This is a genomic window from Flavobacterium sp. GSA192 (assembly GCF_006386525.1).
Lineage (GTDB): Bacteria > Bacteroidota > Bacteroidia > Flavobacteriales > Flavobacteriaceae > Flavobacterium > Flavobacterium commune.
The window spans coordinates 67,059-90,977 of sequence record NZ_VAHC01000007.1; the positions used below are offsets into that span (position 1 = coordinate 67,059).

Genomic DNA, 23,919 nt, shown 5'->3' on the forward strand with positions numbered 1-23,919 from the left:
ATTTTAATCGAAAATTTTAACAAATAAATTAATTTTCTTCATTAACATCCCATCGGCGCAATTTATTCAATTGTTCTTGCTCTTCTAATTCTTCAGCCGGAATTACCTTTAAAAAAGACGGATGCTGCTCGATAGCATATTCTATCTTTTCAACAATCTCATCAATGGTGTCGTTATCATAATCAATTTCAAGCGGCTCTTTAATGATAAAAGACTGCAAAATCCCTTTCTTTTTCATTCTAATTCCCTTTCTGTCAAAAGAACGTCGGAAACCATCAATAACAATAGGAACCACAACTGGACGATGCTGCTTGATAATATGAGCGGTACCTTTCCGCACCGGTTTAAAAGAACGGGTTGTCCCCTGCGGAAAAGTGATGACCCAACCATCGTTGAGTGCTATTTTAATATTCTCGGTATCATTAGGATTTACAGCCCTTTTTTCGACAACATCCACTCCTTCTGAACGCCAGGTTCTTTCTACTGGAATAGCTCCGGCATACGACAATATTTTAGGCAATAATCCCGAACGCATTGTTTCTTTGGCTGCGACATAATAAATATTCATTTTGGGCTGCCACAGGTATCCAATGTTTTTAATCGAATCAATTCGTCCGCTTAAACTGGCATTAAACACATGAAACATTGCCACTACATCGGCAAAATAAGTTTGATGGTTGGAGATAAAAAGCACATTGGTATCGGGCAAATTTCGAATAATTTCCGAACCTTCAATTTGCAAATCATTAAATCCGCGATAACGCCTATGAGTACAGCTCCCAAAAACACGAATCAACCATTTTTTAAGAAATAAAATATGTCCAAAAGGATTTCTTTTAACTAGTCCCATAAACTGTTCTTTGATATTAAAAATTGAAATGTAAAATTACAAATTATTATTGGAGAACCTTGATTCTATTCATTTTCATCAAATAAAACCAAGTTTAAAACATCCTTCAATTCACTTAATATCATGGCTGTTGCGCCCCAAACAATATGTCCTTCAATCCTGAAGGCAGGAACTTCAATAAGCGAAGCATAAGACGTTGATAGATTTTCGATTGTTACAATACTATCATCCCTGAAAACTTTCAGAGGCAATTCAATAATAGAAGCTACTTCTTGAGGATCTAAAACGAATGCTGGCTCTTCGGTACAAATTCCTAAAAAAGGATATACCATAAAATTACTTGGCGGAATATACAACGGACTAAAATCTTTCACAATTTCGATTTTGTCACGACTGATTCCTATTTCTTCCTCCGTTTCTCTTAAAGCTGTTTCTTTTAAATTACTATCACCAACTTCAAATTTGCCGCCCGGAAAAGCAATTTGGGCAGAATGCACACCTTCGTAGGAATTTCGAACAATCAAAACCAAATGAGCCTGACTCTTTTTAGGATAAAACAACATCGTCACAGCAGCTTCTCTGGGATTTTTTTCTTTCAGATTAATTTTCTCCAAAAGTTCTTTGCGCTCAACAGGCATCATCTTTTCATGAGAAGCAAAAGCAGGAAGTACTGCGGGAACTAATTTGGGTATAATTTTTAAAAAATGCTGAAAATCCATAATCAAAGTCTATTTTTGCAAATAAAACATAAATATACTTTAGAAAACGAGCCTGAACAAATTTTCTAAAGATGAAAGCTTAATAAAATGTATAGTAAAGAAGAAACGCAACGGTTAAAACGAGAATTCTGGGTAACATTTGCCGAAAAACATCCTCGAAAATGGCTTTTATACGACACTAAGATTAAGGACTTCTCTTTTAAATTTTATGTGGATAATAAAAAAGCTCAGGTTTTAATTGATATCGAACATCGTAATACTGAAAAACGAATTGCTTATTTTGAAAAACTGGAAGCTTTAAAAAACATCTTAGAAGAAGAATTCATCACTGATTTGGTTTTCGAAAAAGATTATGTTCTGGAAAATGGAAAGACCATTAGCAGGATTTGGGTTGAAAAATCAGGCGTTGGTTTCAGCAACCGCAATTACTGGGACAGTATTTTTGATTTTTTTAATGAAAAAATGGATGCTCTGGAGCGTTTTTATCTGGAATATGATGCGTTTATAAAGGATATTGAAGTGTAAAATAATAAGCAATTATATTCTTACAATAAAGAAAAAAATTTATATTTGAAAAATAAATATAAATTTCATAATGAAACATTTTTTCTTAATTGTATTAATTGGGTTTATTTCTAAGTCCTATTCTCAAAACGGTTTTTCTGATATTTACAACAATGATTCTATTATAAAAAAAGGAGTCAATTTATATGATTTAGAAAAATTTGACGAAGCAATTGCCGAATACAATAAGATTAGTCCTAACGATCCTAAATATCTTTCAGCACAATATGAAAAAGCATTATGTCTAAATGCTTTAAATAAAAAAGATGAGCTGAAGTTATTTTTAGAAAATTTGTATTTGACCAAACAAATGCAAAAAAGTCCGGAACTATATACCCTATACGCTGTCTTTTTAAGTGACAATAAAGAATACGAATTATCAGAAAAAATCTTTACTGAAGGAAAACAATACCTTTCAAATTCTGCTTCTTTTTTATACAATTTTGCAATTCTATACATTAGGAAAGAAGAACATCAAAAATGTATCGATTTACTTAAGCAAGTCATAATCATCAATCCAAATTATGCTTCAGCACATTATTTATTAGGTCTAATTGCATTTGAAAATGGAAAAATAACAGAAGGAACTCTTGCCTTAATGAGTTATCTTATACTTGCTCCAGATGGGAAATTTGCAGAAAAAGCTATTATCCAACTAAACGCTAAATTTGGAGAAAATTACCTGACTAAAAACAATTTTATTTTTTCAAAAACCGGAGATAATTTCGAAGAAATAGAAACTATTTTAAGAAATCAATTACCCCTAAATAAAGCTTATAAAATAAAATCTGAAATTGATGATGTAATTATCAGACAGGTTCAAGCGGTAGCCGAATACACCCTTGAACATAAAATGGGGGATGGTTTTTTTGAAACCACCTACATTCCATGGATTAAAGAAATGGTTGAGAAAAATTATTTTGAAGGATTTTCCTACTACATGCTTTTATCCTATAAAGATAAACTCGAAAAAGAATTAAATAAGCAAAAGAAAAAAATAACATACTTTGAAGATAATTTTTACAGTAAAGATTTTTGGTATTTTTTCGCAAAACGCAATAAAGATTTGTTTGGCAAACAAGAAGAAGTCATTACGTTTTTAAAAGATAACGAGCCTTACCTTGTAGGAAAGGTAATTGATGGAAAATACGAAGGAAAGTACAAATACCTCAATAAAAACGGTATGCTAATTGGAGAATTAAACTTCGTAAATAATGAATTAGACGGACTCCAAAAATACTATGATGATGAAGGTAAAATAACCGAAGAAAAAACATTTAAAAACGGAAAATTAAATGGCACAAGAACTACCTATTATCAAAACGGAGGAGTAAGCGTAATAGAAAATTACCAAGATGGAATTTTAGAAGGAATAAGTACTTCATTTTATCCTAATGGAGGAAAAAAATGCGAAGTTAATTTTACAAATGGAGAAAGAAACGGGAAATACGAATGTCTCTTTGAAAACGGTAAACAAAAATCGGAAATCAGTTATTTAAACGGAAAACTAAATGGCAGTTTCAAAACCTATAATGAATTAGGTAATTTAACAGCAATCGAGAATTATGAGAATGACATACTTGATGGAGAATATTTTGAATATTATAACGACAAAACTATCAAATCTGAAGCAACCTACAATAAAGGTAAAGTAAAAAATTCCTATAAAACTTATTATGCAAATTCATTATTGGAAAGAGAATTTAATTATAACGATGGAAAATTAACAAGCCTAACCAACTATTATTCTAATGGAAAGAAATCCAGTGAAGCCTTTTACAATGATAAAGAACAACTTGAAAATTATAATTACTATGATATAGAAGGAAATCTATACTTTATTGAAAAATATAAATCCGGGGAGATCAATTCAGGCATACAATATTCATTAAAAAACCAAAAACCAATTGAAATTAATTTATTGAAAAACAAATTCGACATGAACGATTATAATGGAACCACAATAGTTTCCGGTAATTATAGTAATGGAAAAAAGAATGACCTTTGGCTCTATTATTATCCTTCAGGCGCAAAAAGATTAGAGGAAAATTATACCGCTAATTTGCTAAATGGTATTAGTAAAACTCTAAACAAAAACGGAAGTTTAAACACTGTAAAAAACTTTATTAATGATAAAATTAACGGTAAGTATGAAGTATATGAAAATGGGAAATTAGCCTCTACTTACAACTATACTGATGACATCAAAAGCGGACCTTATCAAACTTTTTATCCTGATGGTACGCTAAACAATGAAGGTTATTTTATAGATGAAAATTTAAATTACGATTACAAATCATATTGGCAAAACGGAAATATCTACAAACAATCTACATATATTGACGGAGCTGCAACCAACACAAAAACCTACAATGAAAAAGGAGAAATTGAAAATGAGTTTGACTATAAAAACAAAACAGGAATATTTGACATTAACTTATTTCAAGGCACAATAACTCGTAGTTCCCAACTTGTAAATGGTATTAATAATGGTACCTATACCGAAAAAGATAAACTAGGCAATACAATTGTAGAAGCAAAATACATCAACGGTCTTTTACATGACAACTATAAATATTATGGGCCTTTAGGCACTCTAAAATTCGAAAGTAATTATTACTTAGGATATACTAATGGTACAAGCAAAAATTATGATTTATGTGGAAATCTCAGAGTTGAATACACCACTACACATGGTGTTCAAAATGGCAAGACCACTCATTACTATCATAATAAATCAAAATTATCCGAATACAACGAAATAAACGATTCTCAAGAAGGAGAGCATTTATATTACAATCAAAAAGGAGAATTGATTCTTACAATAGGTTACCAAAACAATAGTCCTGTTTATTACATTGCAAGAAGCAAAAACAATGAACCGCTATCTAAAACTATCATTAATAAAGAAAATGCAAACATTATATCTTATTATTCTAATGGAAAAATAGCTATGCAAATAAATCTGGTTAATGGCGAAACTGATGGGAAACTCGTAATTAAAAATGTCGAAGGAAAAACAGAATACGAATGTAACTACACTAACGGCCTATTAAATGGAGAGCGAATTGAATATTATTCTAATGGTACTATTTATAAAAAGGAGCATTTTATAAACAATAATTATGATGGACTTCAAGAATTTTTTAATGAAGATACAAAACCTAAAATTTCAGCAGAATACAAAAATGACCAATTAAATGGTAAAACTTTAATTTATACTAACGGAAAACTAAAAACAACTAAAAAATATAATTCTAATGAATTGGTCGAAATTTCAATATAAGCCTTTATATTCTTTATTCATATTATGTTTTTTTAACATCAGTGCTATTGCACAAAATACTCTTACTGAGTATAAAAAAACATATCCTGACTATAACGAACTAATAATAAATAACCAACAGTCATACAATATATCTATAGAAAATAAAAAACTAAAAATAATCCAAGACAACCATTTTGAATCAATGATACTTTCTCAAAATGGTATTCAAAACAACAAAGAATCATTTTATTATTCCAATTTAGTAAAACTGAATAGTTATGATGCCTATGCACTTTTTAATGATAATGGAAAAGAAAAAAAAATAAAAGTATCCCAATCCAATGAAAAATCTTCAAAAAACGGAAGCGTTTTCTTTGATGATGTAATGGTACGTGAACTCACTTTTAACAACCTGGAAACAGGTTCTAAAAAAGTGTACAACTATCAAACTGAATTTATTGATCCTTATCTATTACATAAGTTCATTTTTGGTGGTGATTTACCTATTCAAAACTCAACACTTGAAATAACTACCGAAAAAAACATTGAAATTGGATTTAAAATCTTTAATGATCCTAATAATAATATTGTTTTTTCAAAATCTGAAAAAAAAGGAAAATGGATTTACAAATGGACTTTATCAGATATTAAACCTTTAAAATACGAAAATAATGCCCCTGGTTATTTATATGTAGTTCCGCATATCAATTTTTACATAAAAAATTACACAGTTGATAATCAAACAAATAACATATTAGACAATATCGATAATCTTTATAATTATTACAAAGGTTTTATTAAAGACTTAAACAAAGAAGAAGACAGTCTATTAAAAAACTTAACTTTAGAAATTACCCAAAACAAAAAAAACGATGAAGAAAAAATAAAAGCAATATTTTATTGGGTAAAAGAAAACATAAAATATATTGCTTTTGAAAATGGTTATGAAGGTTTCATACCACGTGAAGCCAGCTTAGTTTTCCAACGCAAATTTGGCGATTGTAAAGATATGGGAAGCCTCATAAACTGTATGGCTAAGTATGCTGAAATAAAAGATGTAACTATAGCTTGGATTGGCACAAGAAGTTTGCCTTACACCTATAATGAATTACCTACTCCTGCTGTTGACAATCATATGATAGCGGTATTTAAAAAAAATGACAATTATATTTTTCTTGATGCTACTGATAACGAAACAAATTACGGTATCCCAACCGCTTTTATTCAAGGAAAAGAAGCCTTACTTTATGAAAATGAAAAATACAAAATTGTAAAAGTACCTGTTGTTCCGGCTGAAAACAATAAAATATCAGATGATGTAAATCTTACTCTTAAAGACAACAAACTTATTGGAACAGGAAAATTAAAACTTGAAGGATACAACAGAAGTCATACACTAATGAAAATTGGGGATACTTATAATAAAACCCGATTTGAATCTATTAAAAACCTGGTTTTAAAAGGCAATAATAAATTTAATTTAATAGAATACAATGAAGAAAACAGGAATTATAAAGACAAACCATATATTATAAATTACAATTTTGATTTAGACAATTACATAATACAATTAGACTCTGATTGCTACATCAATTTATTTTTAGACAAATTTTTTGAAAACCTCTTAATTGAAAAAAACAGAATTTCAAATTTTGATTTTGAATACCTAACCCAATACAGTAAAAACTATAATTTAGAAATTCCCAAAAACTATAATATAAAACAAATCCCAAAAAATTTTAGTTTAGATAACGATTGTATAAAAGCTGATTTCATTTATGAATTAAAAGACGGAAATTTAAAGCTAAATATCAATTTAATTCAAAAAAAATTAACTCTGGATAAATCTGATTTTGAGCTCTGGAACACAAGCATTAAAGCACTAAAAAACAATTACAATCAAGTCCTAATTTTATCAAAAAAAATATGAAAAAAATAAACTTAAAAACAATTCTAACATTGCTCTTATTCATTAATCTTACTATAAACTATGGACAAGACTTCTCCTTTAAAAATTATGACTGGTTAGAAAAACCAAACAAAATAGAGATCCCCGAATTATACAAAGACAATAAAGAAGTTATACTTGACTGTACTGAAAAAATTGAAATTGTTGTAACAGGTAATACCGCAAAACAATATCATCTTAAACATGAAAAAATATTTATCAATTCTGATGAAGCAATAGAACGAAACAATAAAATCTATATTTCATTTGGTAATAATGAAACCATTTTAATGAACAAAGTAAGGGTTCTTTTAAAAAATGGTACTATAATTACTTTAAAACCAGAAGATATTAAAGAAGAAATAGATAAAGAAAGAGGTCTTAAATACAACTATTTTGCAGTTAATGGCCTGGAGAAAGGGGCAATAATTGAAAAAATATATTTACTTGAAGAAAATCCTGACCTAAAAGGAAAAACCATAAAAATGCAAGCTCAACTTCCTATTTGTAGCCTAAGCTTTCAGTTAATTTATCCAAATAACTTAGTATTCAAAACTAAAAGTTATAATGACTTAAGCAACCCAACGCTTAGCAATAACGAAATAGAGGGAAAAACTGTACTTACGCTTAATGAAAAAGATGTTGCTGCATTAGATGATGACGAGAAGTATTCCAATTGGGATGTTCAAATCAAACTTTTTAGATACAAATTAGATGCTAACAATAATAACGGTGCAAAAAACCTGTATAATTACAAAGAATTTGCAACTAATGTACACAACCGTATCAATGTAGCGTTAGATAAAAAACAACAAAAATCGATTGATGAATTTTGTGCTACAATTACAAAATCCAATGATGAACAAGAACAAATTTGGAATATTGAAAACAAAATCAAAAAAACAATAACATTTGAACGTTTTATTAATTCTAATGAAAATCTAACAGATATAATTAAATCAAAACAAGCGAATGAAGTTGATCTTTTAAAATTATACAAAGCCGTTTTGAAAAATTTTAAAATTGAAAACAATGTTGTCTTTACAACAAGCCGTTATAAAATACCTTTTGACAAAGATTTTGAAAGTTATGAAAACCTAAATGATTTTTTACTTTACTTTCCAAATATAAAAAAATACCTAAGTCCGAGAGAAGCCGAATTTAGAGTTCCGCTTTTTCCAAAATATTTAGGCAACAACTATGGTCTTTTCATCAAGGAAAAAGAATTTGCAGGAACAACTATGGCAATTAGTGATATAGATTTTATTGAAATCCCGGGAACTGATATTTCACATGACTATATGGATATTACAGTTGATTTTACAAAAGATATTGCTAATCCAAATATTACTAGTAAAATTTCATTTGGAGGTTATTCAGGATTTAACATGCAACCTATCAAAGATTTTTACCCTGTAGAGCAATACCAAGCTATACTTAAAAATATTGCAGAAAATTACTCTGTTAAAACAGAATACAAAACATTAACAGCTAGCAATGATGGCGTTGAAAATATAGGTAAAAAACCATTTGTTTTAGATTTAACTTTTGAAGGGAAAGAACTTATTCAGATGGCTGGAGACAAATATTTGTTTTCGATAGGACAAATTATAGGAAGACAAATGGAGTTTTATCAAGAAAACAAAAGAGTACTACCTGTAGAAATTGATTATCCTCATTTTTACACTCGTAAAATTAAAATAATTTTACCACAAGGTGCTACAATCCAAAATCTGGAAAAATTCAATATGGATTTCAAGACAAAAATAAATAATAAGACAGAAGCTGCTTTTATTAGTAATTACAATAAAAAGGAAAATGAAATTGTTGTAGAAAACACAGAATACTACAATATAATAAACTACCCTTTATCATGTTTTGAAGATTATAAAGCCGTAATAAATGCTGCTGCTGATTTTAATAAAATTGTAGTAATTCTATCTAATTAATAAAAACTATTTAACCATATTACCCCAAAATACTAAAAGAGGCGGTTCAAAATTATTTTGAACCGCCTCTTTTTTACATCGTAAAAATATTATACACAATTACATGATCGCTGTAAGTAATATATAATTGTTTTCGGTTTTCCTGTTTTTTTCGGGTAATGATAGAAAGCGTGCAATCAACTCCGTCATTGTCTTTACATACAAATGAATAAACCAAATCGCTTTCTGATTCTGATTCCGGTTGATAACTCAAAATTTCATACAATTGAATATTTTGGGAATAGATTAAAAATCGGTTTTTATTAGTATCCAGAGTAACCAGAATATTCACCAAACTCAAATCAGACCATTTCCCCCATTTTCCTCTTTCGTTTTTCTCTAAAACGCTAAATCCTGAAGTTTTAAATCGATACACCTGACTGTAGGACTGCTGCATTCCAAGTAGTAAAAAAAATAAGCTTATGTAAAAGCATTTCAATTTTGTCATTTCAATTTATTTTAAAAGAAATCAGCAACTTCTTTTTTGGCTTGCTGATATTCTTGCATCATATCTAAAATTATGGCTTCGGCAGTTTTTATTTCGTGAATTAATCCTGCTATCTGCCCTATTTCTAATTCTCCTTCAATTAAATCTCCTTCAAAAATACCTCTTTTAGAACGCGCTCTTCCTAATAATTGAGACAAATCCTCCTTAGTAGGGCATTTGGCGTATAACTCCTGAATATCCTCAAAAAACTTATTCTTAATCAAACGCACCGGAGTCAACTCTTTCAAGGTTAAATGCGTTCCTCCTTCTTTGGTATTTAAAATTACTTGTTTAAAATTGTCATGTGCCGAAGATTCCACTGAAGCCGCAAATCGACTGCCTAACTGAACTCCATCGGCTCCTAAAACCATCGCTGCCAACATTCCGTTTCCATTAGCAATACCACCGGCTGCAATAATAGGAATTTTTATTTGTTCTTTCACCATTGGAATTAAAGTAAAAGTAGTGGTTTCGTCTCTTCCGTTATGACCTCCTGCTTCAAAACCTTCAGCAACAATAGCATCAACACCCGCTTCCTGCGCTTTTAAAGCAAATTTGGTACTGCTCACCACATGCACTACAGTAACACCATTTTCTTTTAAATAAGTAGTCCAGGTCATGGGATTTCCTGCCGAAGTAAAAACAATTGTAACCCCTTCGTCAACAATGATTTTCATAATTTCTTCGATATTGGGATACAACATCGGAATATTGACACCAAAAGGTTTTGAAGTAGCTTTTTTACATTTTTGAATATGCTCTCTTAAAACTTCCGGGTACATCGAACCCGCACCTATCAAACCCAAACCGCCAGCATTGCTAACAGCACTGGCTAATTTATAACCACTTACCCAAACCATTCCTGCCTGAATTATGGGGTACTTAATATTGAAAAGTGTGGTTATTCTATTCATCACAAAAAATTTTTATATTTTTTCAAAAAAAAAAGTGATCAACTCCTAAACGAATTAATCACTTAAATATATTATTTTTTTTCGAAAACGAACTACGAAATCACTCCGGAACCAATTAATTCGTCCCCAATGTGCCAAGCTACAAATTGTCCTTGGGTAATGGCTGATTGTGGTTCTTCAAAAGAAACATACATTCCGTCTTCAAATTGATGTAAAGTAGCTTCCTGCAAAGGCTGTCTGTAACGAATTCTAGCCATAACTTTCATTGTTTCTCCATTGGCTAAAGCCAAATCTTTACGAATCCAATGCACTTCTGATTTTTCTATAAACAAAGCCTTTCTAAACAATCCCGGATGGTGACTTCCCATTCCGGTATAAATTATATTAGTCTCAACATCAGTTGCTATTACAAATAATCCTTCGGCTGTACCACCTACGTTTAATCCTTTACGCTGTCCAATGGTAAAATAATGTGCACCTTGATGCTTTCCTACTTTCTTACCCATTTCAGGCGTATAACGAATGGATTTTGCTGCTAGAGACAAGGCTTCTTCAGTAATCAATTCGTCTGAAACAATAGTATTATAAACAGAATTATCTTTGTCAATTTGAACAATAATTCCGTCTTTAGGCTGTAATTTTTGCTGTAAAAATTCCGGAAGACGTACTTTTCCAATAAAACATAATCCTTGCGAATCTTTCTTTTCGGCTGTAACCAATTCCATTTCAGCAGCAATTTCACGCACTTGGGGCTTTGTCAATTCACCAATTGGGAAAAGTGATTTTGCTAATTGTTCCTGCGATAACTGACAAAGAAAATAAGACTGATCTTTATTATTATCTACACCCGAAAGCAATTGATATACTGGCTTTCCGTCCACTTCAATTTCGCTTTTTCGGCAATAATGACCTGTTGCCACATAATCGGCTCCAAGACTTAAGGCGATTTTCATAAAAACATCAAACTTTATCTCGCGATTACACAATACATCAGGATTTGGAGTTCTCCCTTTCTCGTATTCGTTGAACATATAATCAACGATTTTTTCTTTGTATTGTTCACTTAAATCAACGGTTTGAAATGGAATTCCTAACTTTTCAGCCACTAACAAAGCATCGTTACTGTCTTCTAACCATGGACAATCATTAGAAATCGTCACCGAATCATCATGCCAGTTTTTCATAAAAAGACCTATAACCTCATAGCCTTGTTGTTGCAACAAATAAGCCGCAACACTGGAATCGACACCACCGGAAAGTCCTACTACAACACGTTTCATAATAAAGTTTGTTTTTGAGGCTGCAAAGGTACAAAGTTTTCAAACGATTCTGATAATTATAACATTCCGTTTGTAATCAAAATCCTTTTGTAAAAAACATTACTTTGTTTTCGCAATTGGTTTTGCTTTGGGATGACTCATATTTGTTTCTTCTGTTAATTTTCCGTTTTCAAAAAACTGCCAAATTCCCGTTTTCTTTCCGTTTGTAAATTTACCTTTCGAAACCACATTGCCATCTACATCTTTAAAAACAGCAATCCCATCGTATTGATCGTTTTTAAAAGTAGCCTCTTCTAATACAATTCCTTTTTCGGAATATTTTTTAGAAATTCCGTTTTTTAGACCTTGCTTGTAATTTGTTTCTTCGGCTATTTTTCCGCTTGGAAAAAACACCGAGCGCAAGCCTTCTAGTTTTCCGTTTTTATAATTCTCAATACTCATAATCGTTTTAGAAGCTTTGTGGTAATATTTCCATTCGCCTTCAAACAATTTATTGACTACTTTCCCTTCACTGACTTTATTATTACTCTGATCATAAAAAACCGTGTAAGCTACATTATCATTAGCATTAAATGTACGTGTTGCAATAACAGTCCCCGCCTTAGTATCATCATAAAACTTAAACTCACCAATTTCTTTACCATGAGAAAAAGTTCCTTCATAACGCAATCTTTTTGATTCCGGATAAAAACCTTTCCACAAACCATCTTTTTTTTGCTCACTATCCAATTGATTAATTCCTATTTGCGCTATTAGAGTCATGCATTGTAAAAAGAAAAAGAAAAACAAACTCTTTTTTATCATTTTGGTCAAATTAAATTTTTAACAATAATTATTTATTCATTTCATCAACACTTAGCCAAAACTGTTTGTAGATAATCTCTAGCAGACAGTAATTTGACTATACCAATCTTTAGTCAAATTTACTAAATGAAGCTTAGAAACAAGAATTAATCAGCACGATATTTTGTTTAACTAAAACAACGAGTTTACTAAACAAAAAACCTTATTGTCAATAGAAAAACAATATCTCAACCGCTAAACAACTATTAATCAAATTATAAAGTAATTTTTGTTTAACTTTTTTTAATTAACTTTAAACAAAATTAACAACAACTATAAAACTAAAAATTATGAAAATTGTATCAAAATTTAGAATTGCCCTAACTTGTATTGCATTTTTATCTTTAATGGTATCTTGCGATAACGACGACAATCCAAAACCGGTTGATAACACCATAACCGGACTAGCAGTTAAAAATTCAAACCTTAAAATTCTAGTACAAGCTTTAACCCGAGCTGAATTAGCAACTACACTAAAAGGAACAGGCCCTTTTACGGTGTTTGCACCTACAGACGCAGCATTTACAGCCTTTTTAGAAACAACTCCTTATGCAACAATTAACGACGTACCAAAAGACGTATTAACACAAATTCTATTAAATCATGTAGTTAGCGGAAAAGTAAAATCTACTGACTTAACAACCGGATATGTTAAAACACTTGCCAAAAGTGCTACCTCAGGAACAAATACAATGAGCATGTATGTAGATCTTACATCAGGAGTAGAACTAAATGGAGTTGCTAAAGTAATAACTGCTGATGTAATGGCTTCTAATGGCGTAATTCACGTGGTTGATGCAGTAATCAATCTGCCTACAATTGTTACACACGCTACTACTAATCCTAACTTTACATCATTAGTAGGAGCTTTAACCGGAGCAGGTCAACCTGACTTTGTTAGCATTTTATCAGGAACAGGACCTTTTACTGTATTTGCACCAACAAATGCCGCATTTACAGCATTGAATACAGAACTAGCTCCAGGTGGAGTTGCGGGAGTTTCAGCTGCCAATTTGACGAAAGTATTGCAATACCATGTTGTAAATGGAAATATTTTAGCTGCAAGCTTAACCGAAGGACAAATAGTCAATACACTACAAACTCCACAAACATTCACTGTTCAATTGACTGGAGGTGCTAAAATAAAGGATTTTAACAATAGAATTTCAAATATTACCGCAACAGATGTTCAATGTTCCAATGGTGTCATCCATGTAATTGACAAGGTGTTATTGCCTAATTTAAATTAATACCAAACATAAAAAAGCTCTCAATTTTGAGAGCTTTTTTATGTTTTAACTGTATTATTTCTTTTTATTTTGAGCTTTCATGGCTTCTTGTTGTGCCATAGCTTCTTGCAATTTTTGTTGAAACTTACTTGGTTTCTTAGGCTCTTTCTTTTTGTTTTCCTGAATTTGAGCATGAATCTTATCGCTATCAATAATATAGTTTTTGATAACTAACATAATTCCGATGGTAATAGTATTCGAAACAAAATAATACAAACTCAATCCTGAGGCATAACTATTAAAGAACAACAACATCATTAATGGCGAAATGTACACCATAATTTGCATCATCTTAGCCATATCAGGCATACCTTCCTGTTGTGGTGTTGCCATTTGCTGGTCTCCGGTTGTCATTTTCATATAAAAGAAAATGGCAATCGAAGCTAAAATTGGGAACAAACTAATATGATCTCCATAAGCAGGAATATGGAAAGGCAATTTGTAAACTGAATCAAATGATGACAAATCGTCTGCCCAAAAGAATCCTTTTTGCCTTAGCTCAATAGCGGCCGGGAAAAACTGGAATAAGGCATAAAAAACAGGCATCTGCAGCAAACCGGGAACACAACCAGCCATTGGGTTTACACCGGCTTTGTTGTATAATTTCATAGTTTCCTGTTGTCTTTTCATTGGTTCGTCCTTGAATTTCTCACTAATTTCAGTGATTTCAGGACGTAATACTTTCATTTTTGCCTGAGACAGGAACGACTTGTATGTAACAGGAGACATGATTAATTTTACTAAAATAGTAAACAATACAATTGCCCAACCTTGTGAAATAAACATACTTAACAAACCATACATTGGGATAAAAGCATGACGGTTAATCCAACCGAAAATTCCCCAGCCCAAGGCTACAATATCTTCAAGATTTCTATCGTAAGATTTTAATAATTTATAATCTGTAGGCCCATAATACCAATTCATTTTTTGGTCAATCTCTCCATTTTTAAAAGCCAATGGCATTACTGCTTTGAATTGTTTTGTAAATGTAGTATCCACCTTATCATCATTTACTAAATTGTTAGAATACAATTCAGCTGTTTTAAATGGCGTTGACGACAACAAAATAGAAGAAAAGAAATGTTGTTTGTAAGCCACATAAGAAACACTCTCGGCAGTTTCCGTTTTATCATTTCCCTGACCTAAATAATCGCTTTTACCTTCTTCATATTCAAAATAAACTTCAGAATAACGGTTTTCATAAGAAATACTTTTTTCGTTAGTATAGGTCTTAAGATTCCATTCTAACTGCAATGGTTTTTCTGTTTTCAGAATATTATTCAATCCTTGGGTTTGAATATCAAAATCCAACATATAATCAGTTGCTTTTAATACATATTTGTATTCCAAATAGGCATTATCAGCTGCTTTTAAACGCATTGTCAAAATTTGGTCTTCACCGTTTTTTGTCAAAGTTGGTTCAAAATAAAGATCTTTAGTATTTAAAGTATGATTGTCTTTCGTTAATAACTGAAGATTAAATTGTGCATTATTATCTTTAATTAATTGCACTAATTTACCTGAACCTTTTTTAAATCGTTCAAAGTTTTTTAAAGTTGCCTCAGCAATATACCCCCCTTTATTAGCAATTTTAAGTTTTACTAATTTGTTTTCGATAGTAGTATAATCATCTTTAGCAGAAGCTAAAGTAGCCGAATAAGCAAAACTCCCTAAAGATTTTTGTAATTGTGCTAATTTCAAAGTATCATTGGCTACAGCCGAAGCTACGTTTAATTTTGCAGCATTTTGTTGCACTTTAGCCTCTTCTTTAACAACCAATTCTTTTTTGGCTTTTTCCGCAGCAAGTTCCGCTTCAGTAGGCTTGTTTTGATACATTATCCAAAGTAAAATACCAAAAATCAATACAAAACCGATTAACGAATTAGGGTCAAACTTTTTTTCTTCCATTATTACACGACTTATTTTTATTGGCCTTTTGAGCCTAATTTATTTGATTCTAAAACTAGAAAACACTAATTATTTTTTTCTTGATTTTACGGCAGCAGCCACAAAATTCACGAAAAGCGGATGCGGATTTGCCACAGTACTCTTATATTCCGGATGGTATTGCACCCCGATAAAGAACGGATGATTTTCAATCTCAACAATTTCTACTAATCCGGTATCAGGATTTACACCTGAAGCTTTCAATCCTGCCTTTTCTAACTCGGCTACATAAGCACTATTGTACTCATAACGGTGACGGTGACGCTCGTGGATAGTAGTTTGTCCGTAAATTTTATAAGCTAAAGTATCTGGTTTTATTTCACATTTCCAGGCTCCAAGACGCATTGTACCTCCTTTGTCGGTTACATTTTTTTGCTCTTCCATTAAATTCACAACCGGATTTGGAGTATCTGAATTCATTTCGGTCGAATTAGCATCTGCTAATCCCAATACATTTCTGGAATATTCGATAACCGACATTTGCATTCCAAGACAGATTCCGAAGAAAGGCATTTTGCTTTCACGTGCATAACGCACCGCAGCTATTTTACCTTCAATTCCTCTTTCACCAAATCCCGGTGCAACTAAAATAGCATCAATATCTTTTAATTTATCAGCAATATTTTCGTCATCAATATATTCTGAATGAATAGAAACTACATTCACTTTAGTTTCATTGGCAGCACCTGCATGGATAAACGCTTCTAAAATAGACTTGTAACAGTCTTGCATTTCAACATATTTCCCAATCAAACCAATATTCACGGTATGTTTTGGGCTTTTTAATCTTTTTAAGAAAGTATTCCAGTTTTTCAAATCCGGTGCGGCTTTCTTAGGTAAGTCTAATTTTTTCAAAGCCACAATGTCCAATCCTTCTTCAAGCATTAAATTTGGTACTTCGTATATTGTAGAAGCATCGATAGACTGAATAACTGCTTCTTTTTTCACATTACAAAACAAAGCTAGTTTACTGCGTATTTCCTGTGAAAGTTCATGCTCAGTTCTACAAACAAGAATATCGGCCTTAATTCCGCTTTCCATCAAAGTTTTAACAGAGTGCTGAGTGGGTTTTGTTTTCAACTCACCTGCTGCAGCTAAGTAAGGAACTAAAGTTAAATGAATAACAATTGCATTATTTTCACCCAAATCCCAAACTAATTGACGAACAGATTCAATATAAGGCAAAGATTCAATATCACCTACAGTACCACCAATTTCAGTAATAACAATATCATAATCACCGGATTGCCCCAGCAATTGCATTCTGTCCTTAATTTCGTTAGTGATATGAGGAACAACCTGAACTGTTTTCCCTAGAAACTCCCCTCTTCTTTCTTTTTCAATAACCGAAAGATAAATTCTACCAGTCGTTACGTTATTAGCCTGAGAAGTCGGAACATTTAGAAAACGCTCGTAGTGACCTAAATCTAAATCGGTTTCAGCTCCATCATCGGTTACATAACATTCCCCATGTTCATAAGGATTCAATGTTCCTGGGTCAACATTTAAGTAGGGATCAAATTTTTGAATAGTTGTTCTGTACCCTCTTGCCTGTAATAATTTTGCTAATGATGCTGCTATAATTCCTTTTCCCAAAGAAGAAGTAACCCCTCCAGTAACAAAAATATATTTTGTTTGATTCATGCTGTTCTAGTTTGTATTGTAGTTGTGTAAAAAACGTGGCAAAAATACGATTATAAATTTAGATTATGCTAATTTGGAAATGAGATAATTTCTAAAATTGAGATTTGTTAATACAAAAACAAAAACCTCATTAAATTTAGAATTCAATGAGGTTTTGGGTATCTTTTTTTAATATTTCGTATCAATTCTTCTAAACCATTCAACTTTAGTTCGTAAATCAGTTGTAGCTGCTCACCTAATTCTCCTTTTGGAAAGCCTTTATTGTGATACCAAACCACATAATACTCAGGCAAATCAATAAGAAACCTGCCTTCATATTTACCAAAAGGCATTTTAGTATGTGCTAATTTTATCAGTTTTTGTTGATTTGCATCCATTAAAAAAACAAATTAATTTGCCACTTTTTCAGTCAAATCAGTATCATAATACATGATATAAACTCCTTTGTTAATATAGCCTGCATTGTCTTTTTTATAATACTCAAATTTGTTTTCAAATTGCTCTGTTGCAACCGCATTTACCGTTTCCTCAAAAGGTTTATTTTGCATCAAACGCATCATGGTATCAAAAGTAACATCAAAACCTCTTACCGCATAATCGCTTGGCGCAATCGAATTGATTTTTCTGAATTTATTCTCGAAAACAACTCCTTCAGGTGAATTATTATCTCTCGTAACCGAAGGATACATTAATTTTAATTTTACCAAATTAGAGAAACTAATTTCATCAGTATCCAAAGTTTCATTTGCTTCCAAAATAACCAACTGAACCTGATAATCAGCCATAGCACTCAACATCGAAGCAATAGTTGCTTTAATCATCATCGTATTAGCTGTTTCCATAACCACGTAATTCATACGACCCGCAACTAACATTCCTCTTAAAGTTTCGGCAGCAACGCTTCCTCTCTCAGTCAAAGGAACCAATCGCACATCGGGCTGATTCAATTTAAGATACTGAATTACCGATTCTTTTTTTCGATCCACCACCGCAACAATATTTCCTTTTTTGGATCGCATGTAATCAAACATAGCAGCCTTTAAAACATCATTTACAGGAACCGATTGATACAAATTAGCTATCGAATTCCCAGCGTCTTTTGACAATGGCGAAATCACAGGCACATTATTAGCCGCTAACAAACGAGCGGTAGTTTCGGCATTATTCTGATAAAAAGGTCCAACAACAGCATCGGCAGTTTGAAGATTATTAGCTTTAACAACCGCTGCAATATCAGAACCGTATTTTTTTTCTTCCGAATCTATAATCTGTACATCTATAGGCAATCCTAAAGTTTTAGCCGAATCTATCGCCATTAAAGCTCCGGCATAAAAATCCAGAGTCATATTCAAAAACTTATCCTTTTTTAGCTGCTCAACCACTGAGTTTACTGAATCCCCCTCTACTCTGGCTACATTAAACGGCAAAAGCATAACCATCTTTTTACGCACTCCGTTAATTTTAGGAGTTAAATCAGCATATACTTTATTTTCCTGAACGGCGGAAGATGCAGAACCAGCTGGCACTTTTAAAAGCATTCCTATTTCAACACCATTTTTAAGTTCAGGATTTAAAACCAATAATTCTTCCTGACTCATATCGAACATTTTAGACAAACTATACAAGGTTTCTTTTGGTTTCACTTCATAAGTCGCATATTTCTTAACCGGAGCCGCAACAACCTCTTGCCTAACCGGTTCTTTTTGAGACAAAACAACAGCATTCTTAGCTGGATTTCCTTTGATTAACAAATGAGAACCAATAGTCAAATTAGCTACGATTTCAGGATTTTTCTTTTCTAATTCGGCAATAGTAATACCGTATTTCTTAGCAATTGAAAATTTAGTTTCTTTAGGAAGCACATCATGATACAAAGGTTTCTCCTGAAGCACCACCTTAGGTTTAGTAGCATTTTTAGATGGGATTACTAAAACCTGATCTATTTGCAAACCCTCTGTTTCTAAAAAAGGATTCGCTTTTTTCAAATCAGCATCCGAAACATTATATTTTTTTTCGATTCCAAACAAAGTTTCTTTAGGCAACACTTTATGCGTTATTTCTGCCGGAGTAGCTACCTTTTTCAAAGCTGCTTTAGCAGGAATCAAAAGCATCATTTTAGGACTTAATTTTCTTTGAGCATCAGGGTTTAATTTATAAATATCATAAGGAGTCACTTGATACTTCTTAGCAATGTCATTTATCGTTTCTCCGCTTTCTACTTTATGCGTTATCGTTCCTTGCGAAATAACAAGATTGGTAAACATTAAAACAGGAATCCAAATTGCAAAAAAATACTTCATTCGATTATTTTATTTAAAAAAATTATTAAACTAAAGATAAAAAAACGGTACCAAATTTTATTCCAAAATCTGATACCGTTTTTATAATAACTAAGAAACGTCAACTAAGAAGTTTCTATTATTCCCACTCAATTGTTGCTGGTGGTTTTGAACTAATATCATAAACAACACGATTCACCCCTTTTACCTTGTTGATAATATCATTAGATACTTTCATCAGGAAATCATAAGGCAAGTGAACCCAGTCAGCAGTCATACCATCGGTAGATTCTACAGCACGTAGCGCAACAACTTTTTCATAAGTACGCTCGTCACCCATAACCCCAACACTATTTACAGGAAGCAAAATTGCTCCTGCCTGCCAAACTTTATCATACAATCCCCAAGATTTCAATCCGTCGATAAAAACTTTATCTACATCTTGTAAAATTTGTACTTTTTCTAAAGTAATATCTCCTAAAATACGGATAGACAATCCAGGCCCAGGGAAAGGATGTCTTCCTAACAATTCAGGATCAATTCCTAAAGACGCTCCTACTCTACGTACCTCATCTTTGAAAAGCATACGCAAAGGTTCTACAATTTTTAATTTCATATAATCCGGTAAACCTCCCACATTATGGTGCGATTTAATTGTTGCCGATGGTCCTTTTACAGAAACCGATTCGATAACATCAGGATATATTGTACCTTGGGCTAACCAGGTGACATCTTCAATTTTATGTGATTCATCGTCAAAAACTTCGATAAAAGCATTTCCGATGGCTTTTCTTTTCAATTCCGGATCAGTAACTCCAGCCAGGGCATCATAAAAACGTTGAGAAGCATCTACTCCTTTAACGTTTAATCCCATTCCTTGGTATTGATCTAAAACACTTTGAAACTCATTCTTACGAAGCAAACCATTATTAACAAAAATACAATACAGGTTTTTTCCGATTGCTTTGTTCAATAAAACTGCTGCTACAGTTGAATCTACACCTCCTGAAAGTCCAAGAACAACTTTGTCGTTTCCGATTTTTTCTTTCATTTCAGCCACGATTTCTTCAACGAAAGCATTTGGCGTAAAATTTTGAGGAACATGAGCAATTTTCACTAAAAAGTTCTCCAACATTTGTTTCCCGTCAGTAGAATGATACACTTCCGGGTGGTATTGAATAGCATAAGTGGTCTCACCTTCAATTTTGTAAGCTGCAAATTCCACATCATGTGTGCTTGCTAACTTCACACCATTAGCCGGTAAAGCCTTAATACTATCACTATGACTCATCCAAACCTGACTGTTTAGAGAAACCCCTTCAAAGAAAACTTCATCTTCTTTAATATAAGACAAGTTTGCTCTACCGTATTCTCTAGTATTTGAAGCAGCAACTTCACCTCCGCTAAAATGAGACAAATATTGCGCACCGTAACAAACAGCAAGCATTGGCAATTTCCCTCTGATTTCAGACAAATCAGGATGTGGTGCATCTTCTGCACGAACAGAAAATGGACTTCCTCCCAAAATTACAGCTTTGTAACTTGACAAATCTGAAGGGATATTATTGTATGGAAAAATTTCGCAGAATATATTTAATTCGCGAACTCTACGCGCAATCAGCTGAGTGTATTGCGAACCGAAATCTAAAATAAGTACGTTGTGTTGCATGGGCGCAAAATTACTTTTTAAATTTGGATTGCAAAAGTGGATTTTTGAAATTTTTTATTTTTTTTCTGTTCCAATTTTAGCTCTCTTATCCCTACAGAAACCAACAGCTAAAAACAATATTTTTTATTCTTTTATAAAAGTAAATTTAGACTTAACACCCTTATCAATGTTATCCCAATAGTTAGAAACCAACAACTTCCCTTCCTGATCGTAAATTTCAAAATTCCCTGTATTTCCTCCTAAATTTCCCCGATTAAGTGCTTCTAACTCCAAATAGTTCAAGCCATCATTCAAATTGATTCTAATATCATCAAAACCGGGACCAAGCAGCAAACTATTAACCAGAATAGTAGCTTTGTAATCATAAATAGAAGTAGCTTTGATTAAATCGCCATCAATAGCACCATAATCACGAATTTTAACAATTAAAAAATTAGATTTAGTTCGGATTACTCCAAAATCAACATCCGTTTTTCTAATATAGGAATCATCCTCTTTCAATCCATTTGCAATCAAAGATTTACTCACGCTCTCATTGAGTTTATCCCTAATTCTATCTCCGGGATTTACAAAATCATTGGTTTGTTCCATCGAAAAAGACTTCGCTTCTCCTATTTGATATTTAGAACCTAAAGGCAAAACCGCATCCGGTTTTTTAAAAATATTAGGTGCTTTGATAACCGCTGCCTCGGCTGTGGATGGAGTAACTTTTTTAGGAGCCGGAGCAGTATTTAATGGCGCATTTATTTTAAACTTAGTAGTCCCAAAATCATTTTGAGCGTAACTACTAACAGTAAAACAAACCATTACAAACAATAAAAACTGCTTCCTATTCATATTATTTTGCTTTTTAAAACTCTTAAGCATCAACAAATATACCAAGCTTTCATTTTACAAAACAAAATCAACATTGAACATTAAAGAAATTTTAACCAAAGCATTCGTTTTTATTCCTTTTCAATCACAATTGTAGCCTTAAAACCTTGCGCAATATTCCATTGATTAGCAGTAATCAGATTTCCTTTATCATCAAAAATTTTAAATTCGGCGGTATTGGGTGCTGCATATCCTTCATTGATAGCCTCAAAATCAATTCGATTAACTCCTTTTTGTAATGCAATATCAAATCCTTGCGCCTCTCCATTCAAAAGTACTTCCGGCTCAACGATAACATAATTCAAATACACACGCACCTTGTCTCCATCAACATAAGCCGCATCACGATAACTTACTTTAGCAGTTCCCGAAGCCGTTTTAACCACTCCAAAATCCTGATCTCTCTTAGCTAATTTTTCAGGATCTTTTTCTTCCCCTTTAGGAACTTCATATTTATTTTCCCCTATATCTGTTATCACATAATTTTTTATTGCATTATAATCAGCCTTAGATACTTTTACATCTTTCTCCTTAACTTCTTTAACCTTCACTTCCTTCTTTTTTGCCGGAGCAGCTTTAACCTTAAACTCAGCCCCAAATTCTTCCTGGGAATAAGCTGTTGAAAGCATCCCAAACATCAAACCCAAAATAAAAACCTGACCTTTAAAACTAAAATATTGACTCATCATTTTATGTATTTAATTTAAAAACTGTATTCAAAAAAACTATTTTTATTAGTCTATTCCTAATAGATAACAAGAAAGTTTTTAATTTATTATATACAAAGCTAATCAAAAACAACCTAAACCTGTTTGTCTTTATCAAAATGAGTGTTTTTTATTTTACTATTTTTTATAAATTGCACAAAATATTCTAAACTTTAACCGGAGGTGTATTCCTCTATAAACTAATTAAATACATCAAAATGAAAAGAGAAAACATCTTAACGGGATCGCCATGGGAAGACAAAATGGGATATTGCCGTGCAGTTCGCATCGGAAACATCATCGAAGTTTCGGGAACTGTTGCAATTGTTGATGGCGACAAAGTAAAAGCTGATGACGCTCATGCACAAACCTTAAATATTTTAGAAAGAGTTGAAAAAGTATTAGAAGATTTAAACGCAAGTATGAAAGATGTTATCCGTACCCGTATTTTTACTACTGACGTAAGTACTTTTGAAGCAGTTGCTACAGCTCACGCTACCTTTTTCAAAGACATCAAACCTACAACAGGTTTTTACGGAATTAACCAATTAGTAGCTCCTGAATACTTAGTTGAAATTGAATTAACTGCTGTATTAGCTGAATAATTAGATTTCCAAAATTACTCTTCGAGCGCAATAAAAGCA

Annotated in this window: 19 protein-coding genes; 6 read left to right on the forward strand and 13 right to left on the reverse strand. The window is 32.1% G+C overall.

Annotated elements, in window-relative coordinates:
• Positions 1–28 precede the first annotated feature (28 nt).
• Positions 29–850 carry a lysophospholipid acyltransferase family protein gene (locus tag FDM27_RS14280; RefSeq protein WP_071183697.1) on the reverse strand — a complete coding sequence of 274 codons (822 nt, stop codon included), beginning with the start codon at positions 848–850 and terminating at the stop codon, positions 29–31.
• A gap of 65 nt (positions 851–915) precedes the next feature.
• Positions 916–1,569 (reverse strand): NUDIX hydrolase, encoded by a 654-nt coding sequence (locus FDM27_RS14285; RefSeq protein WP_140487496.1) that lies wholly within the window; start codon positions 1,567–1,569, stop codon positions 916–918.
• 87 nt (positions 1,570–1,656) lie between these two features.
• Between FDM27_RS14285 and FDM27_RS14290 the strand changes: the two genes are divergently transcribed.
• The 4 genes from FDM27_RS14290 to FDM27_RS14305 all read left to right on the forward strand — a co-directional run bounded on the left by FDM27_RS14290 (position 1,657) and on the right by FDM27_RS14305 (position 9,298).
• A complete protein-coding gene (locus tag FDM27_RS14290) occupies positions 1,657–2,094 on the forward strand; it encodes a DUF4268 domain-containing protein (RefSeq protein ID WP_140487498.1) in 438 nt (145 codons plus the stop codon).
• 70 nt (positions 2,095–2,164) lie between these two features.
• Positions 2,165–5,419: a toxin-antitoxin system YwqK family antitoxin gene (locus FDM27_RS14295; RefSeq protein ID WP_140487500.1), complete on the forward strand. Its 3,255-nt coding sequence runs from the start codon at positions 2,165–2,167 to the stop codon at positions 5,417–5,419.
• Entirely contained in the window at positions 5,394–7,331 is a 1,938-nt protein-coding gene (locus FDM27_RS14300) for a DUF3857 domain-containing protein (protein ID WP_083382033.1), read from the forward strand. The genes FDM27_RS14295 and FDM27_RS14300 overlap by 26 nt, the downstream gene beginning before the upstream one ends.
• Entirely contained in the window at positions 7,328–9,298 is a 1,971-nt protein-coding gene (locus tag FDM27_RS14305; protein WP_071183702.1) for a DUF3857 domain-containing protein, read from the forward strand. Before FDM27_RS14300 ends, FDM27_RS14305 begins: the two co-directional genes overlap by 4 nt.
• Before the next feature lie 73 nt (positions 9,299–9,371).
• Here FDM27_RS14305 and FDM27_RS14310 read toward each other — a convergent pair whose 3' ends face one another.
• The 4 genes from FDM27_RS14310 to FDM27_RS14325 all read right to left on the reverse strand — a co-directional run bounded on the left by FDM27_RS14310 (position 9,372) and on the right by FDM27_RS14325 (position 12,780).
• Positions 9,372–9,785: a hypothetical protein gene (locus tag FDM27_RS14310; RefSeq protein ID WP_071183705.1), complete on the reverse strand. Its 414-nt coding sequence runs from the start codon at positions 9,783–9,785 to the stop codon at positions 9,372–9,374.
• 11 nt (positions 9,786–9,796) lie between these two features.
• Positions 9,797–10,738, reverse strand: coding sequence for an NAD(P)H-dependent flavin oxidoreductase (locus FDM27_RS14315; RefSeq protein WP_140487502.1), 942 nt, complete (start codon positions 10,736–10,738; stop codon positions 9,797–9,799).
• A gap of 92 nt (positions 10,739–10,830) precedes the next feature.
• Positions 10,831–12,018, reverse strand: a complete 1,188-nt coding sequence (gene mnmA / locus FDM27_RS14320; protein WP_140487505.1) for a tRNA 2-thiouridine(34) synthase MnmA — start codon at positions 12,016–12,018, stop codon at positions 10,831–10,833.
• Between the two features lie 99 nt (positions 12,019–12,117).
• Positions 12,118–12,780: a toxin-antitoxin system YwqK family antitoxin gene (locus FDM27_RS14325; RefSeq protein ID WP_255510560.1), complete on the reverse strand. Its 663-nt coding sequence runs from the start codon at positions 12,778–12,780 to the stop codon at positions 12,118–12,120.
• 371 nt (positions 12,781–13,151) lie between these two features.
• Between FDM27_RS14325 and FDM27_RS14330 the strand changes: the two genes are divergently transcribed.
• The gene (locus tag FDM27_RS14330) at positions 13,152–14,111 is read left to right on the forward strand and encodes a fasciclin domain-containing protein (protein WP_140487509.1); all 960 of its coding nucleotides are present in this window, start codon (positions 13,152–13,154) and stop codon (positions 14,109–14,111) included.
• A 54-nt stretch (positions 14,112–14,165) separates the two neighbouring features.
• On the opposite strand, the gene yidC is transcribed toward FDM27_RS14330, so the two are convergent.
• From yidC to FDM27_RS14365, 7 genes are all read right to left on the reverse strand, one after another.
• Positions 14,166–16,061 (reverse strand): membrane protein insertase YidC, encoded by a 1,896-nt coding sequence (yidC, locus tag FDM27_RS14335; RefSeq protein ID WP_140487512.1) that lies wholly within the window; start codon positions 16,059–16,061, stop codon positions 14,166–14,168.
• Positions 16,062–16,130: 69 nt separating this feature from the next.
• Entirely contained in the window at positions 16,131–17,744 is a 1,614-nt protein-coding gene (locus tag FDM27_RS14340) for a CTP synthase (protein WP_140487514.1), read from the reverse strand.
• Positions 17,745–17,887: 143 nt separating this feature from the next.
• A complete protein-coding gene (locus FDM27_RS14345) occupies positions 17,888–18,121 on the reverse strand; it encodes a DUF3820 family protein (RefSeq protein ID WP_071183712.1) in 234 nt (77 codons plus the stop codon).
• A gap of 12 nt (positions 18,122–18,133) precedes the next feature.
• On the reverse strand, positions 18,134–20,044 hold the full coding sequence (locus FDM27_RS14350; protein WP_140487517.1) for a LysM peptidoglycan-binding domain-containing protein: 1,911 nt from the start codon (positions 20,042–20,044) through the stop codon (positions 18,134–18,136).
• Between the two features lie 118 nt (positions 20,045–20,162).
• Positions 20,163–21,692, reverse strand: a complete 1,530-nt coding sequence (guaA, locus tag FDM27_RS14355; protein ID WP_140487519.1) for a glutamine-hydrolyzing GMP synthase — start codon at positions 21,690–21,692, stop codon at positions 20,163–20,165.
• Positions 21,693–21,815: 123 nt separating this feature from the next.
• The gene (locus FDM27_RS14360; protein WP_140487521.1) at positions 21,816–22,529 is read right to left on the reverse strand and encodes a hypothetical protein; all 714 of its coding nucleotides are present in this window, start codon (positions 22,527–22,529) and stop codon (positions 21,816–21,818) included.
• Positions 22,530–22,639: 110 nt separating this feature from the next.
• Positions 22,640–23,257, reverse strand: a complete 618-nt coding sequence (locus FDM27_RS14365; protein ID WP_071183715.1) for a hypothetical protein — start codon at positions 23,255–23,257, stop codon at positions 22,640–22,642.
• A 236-nt stretch (positions 23,258–23,493) separates the two neighbouring features.
• On the opposite strand from FDM27_RS14365, the gene FDM27_RS14370 reads away from it, so the two are divergent.
• A complete protein-coding gene (locus tag FDM27_RS14370; RefSeq protein WP_128197594.1) occupies positions 23,494–23,880 on the forward strand; it encodes a RidA family protein in 387 nt (128 codons plus the stop codon).
• Positions 23,881–23,919 lie beyond the last annotated feature (39 nt).

Coding starts and splice junctions, on each gene's coding strand:
- FDM27_RS14280 (WP_071183697.1), bottom strand. CDS start 850: ATGGGACTAGTTAAAAGAAATCCTTTTGGACATATTTTATTTCTTAAA.
- FDM27_RS14285 (WP_140487496.1), bottom strand. CDS start 1,569: ATGGATTTTCAGCATTTTTTAAAAATTATACCCAAATTAGTTCCCGCA.
- FDM27_RS14290 (WP_140487498.1), top strand. CDS start 1,657: ATGTATAGTAAAGAAGAAACGCAACGGTTAAAACGAGAATTCTGGGTA.
- FDM27_RS14295 (WP_140487500.1), top strand. CDS start 2,165: ATGAAACATTTTTTCTTAATTGTATTAATTGGGTTTATTTCTAAGTCC.
- FDM27_RS14300 (WP_083382033.1), top strand. CDS start 5,394: ATGAATTGGTCGAAATTTCAATATAAGCCTTTATATTCTTTATTCATA.
- FDM27_RS14305 (WP_071183702.1), top strand. CDS start 7,328: ATGAAAAAAATAAACTTAAAAACAATTCTAACATTGCTCTTATTCATT.
- FDM27_RS14310 (WP_071183705.1), bottom strand. CDS start 9,785: ATGACAAAATTGAAATGCTTTTACATAAGCTTATTTTTTTTACTACTT.
- FDM27_RS14315 (WP_140487502.1), bottom strand. CDS start 10,738: ATGAATAGAATAACCACACTTTTCAATATTAAGTACCCCATAATTCAG.
- mnmA (WP_140487505.1), bottom strand. CDS start 12,018: ATGAAACGTGTTGTAGTAGGACTTTCCGGTGGTGTCGATTCCAGTGTT.
- FDM27_RS14325 (WP_255510560.1), bottom strand. CDS start 12,780: ATGACTCTAATAGCGCAAATAGGAATTAATCAATTGGATAGTGAGCAA.
- FDM27_RS14330 (WP_140487509.1), top strand. CDS start 13,152: ATGAAAATTGTATCAAAATTTAGAATTGCCCTAACTTGTATTGCATTT.
- yidC (WP_140487512.1), bottom strand. CDS start 16,061: ATGGAAGAAAAAAAGTTTGACCCTAATTCGTTAATCGGTTTTGTATTG.
- FDM27_RS14340 (WP_140487514.1), bottom strand. CDS start 17,744: ATGAATCAAACAAAATATATTTTTGTTACTGGAGGGGTTACTTCTTCT.
- FDM27_RS14345 (WP_071183712.1), bottom strand. CDS start 18,121: ATGGATGCAAATCAACAAAAACTGATAAAATTAGCACATACTAAAATG.
- FDM27_RS14350 (WP_140487517.1), bottom strand. CDS start 20,044: ATGAAGTATTTTTTTGCAATTTGGATTCCTGTTTTAATGTTTACCAAT.
- guaA (WP_140487519.1), bottom strand. CDS start 21,692: ATGCAACACAACGTACTTATTTTAGATTTCGGTTCGCAATACACTCAG.
- FDM27_RS14360 (WP_140487521.1), bottom strand. CDS start 22,529: ATGAATAGGAAGCAGTTTTTATTGTTTGTAATGGTTTGTTTTACTGTT.
- FDM27_RS14365 (WP_071183715.1), bottom strand. CDS start 23,257: ATGATGAGTCAATATTTTAGTTTTAAAGGTCAGGTTTTTATTTTGGGT.
- FDM27_RS14370 (WP_128197594.1), top strand. CDS start 23,494: ATGAAAAGAGAAAACATCTTAACGGGATCGCCATGGGAAGACAAAATG.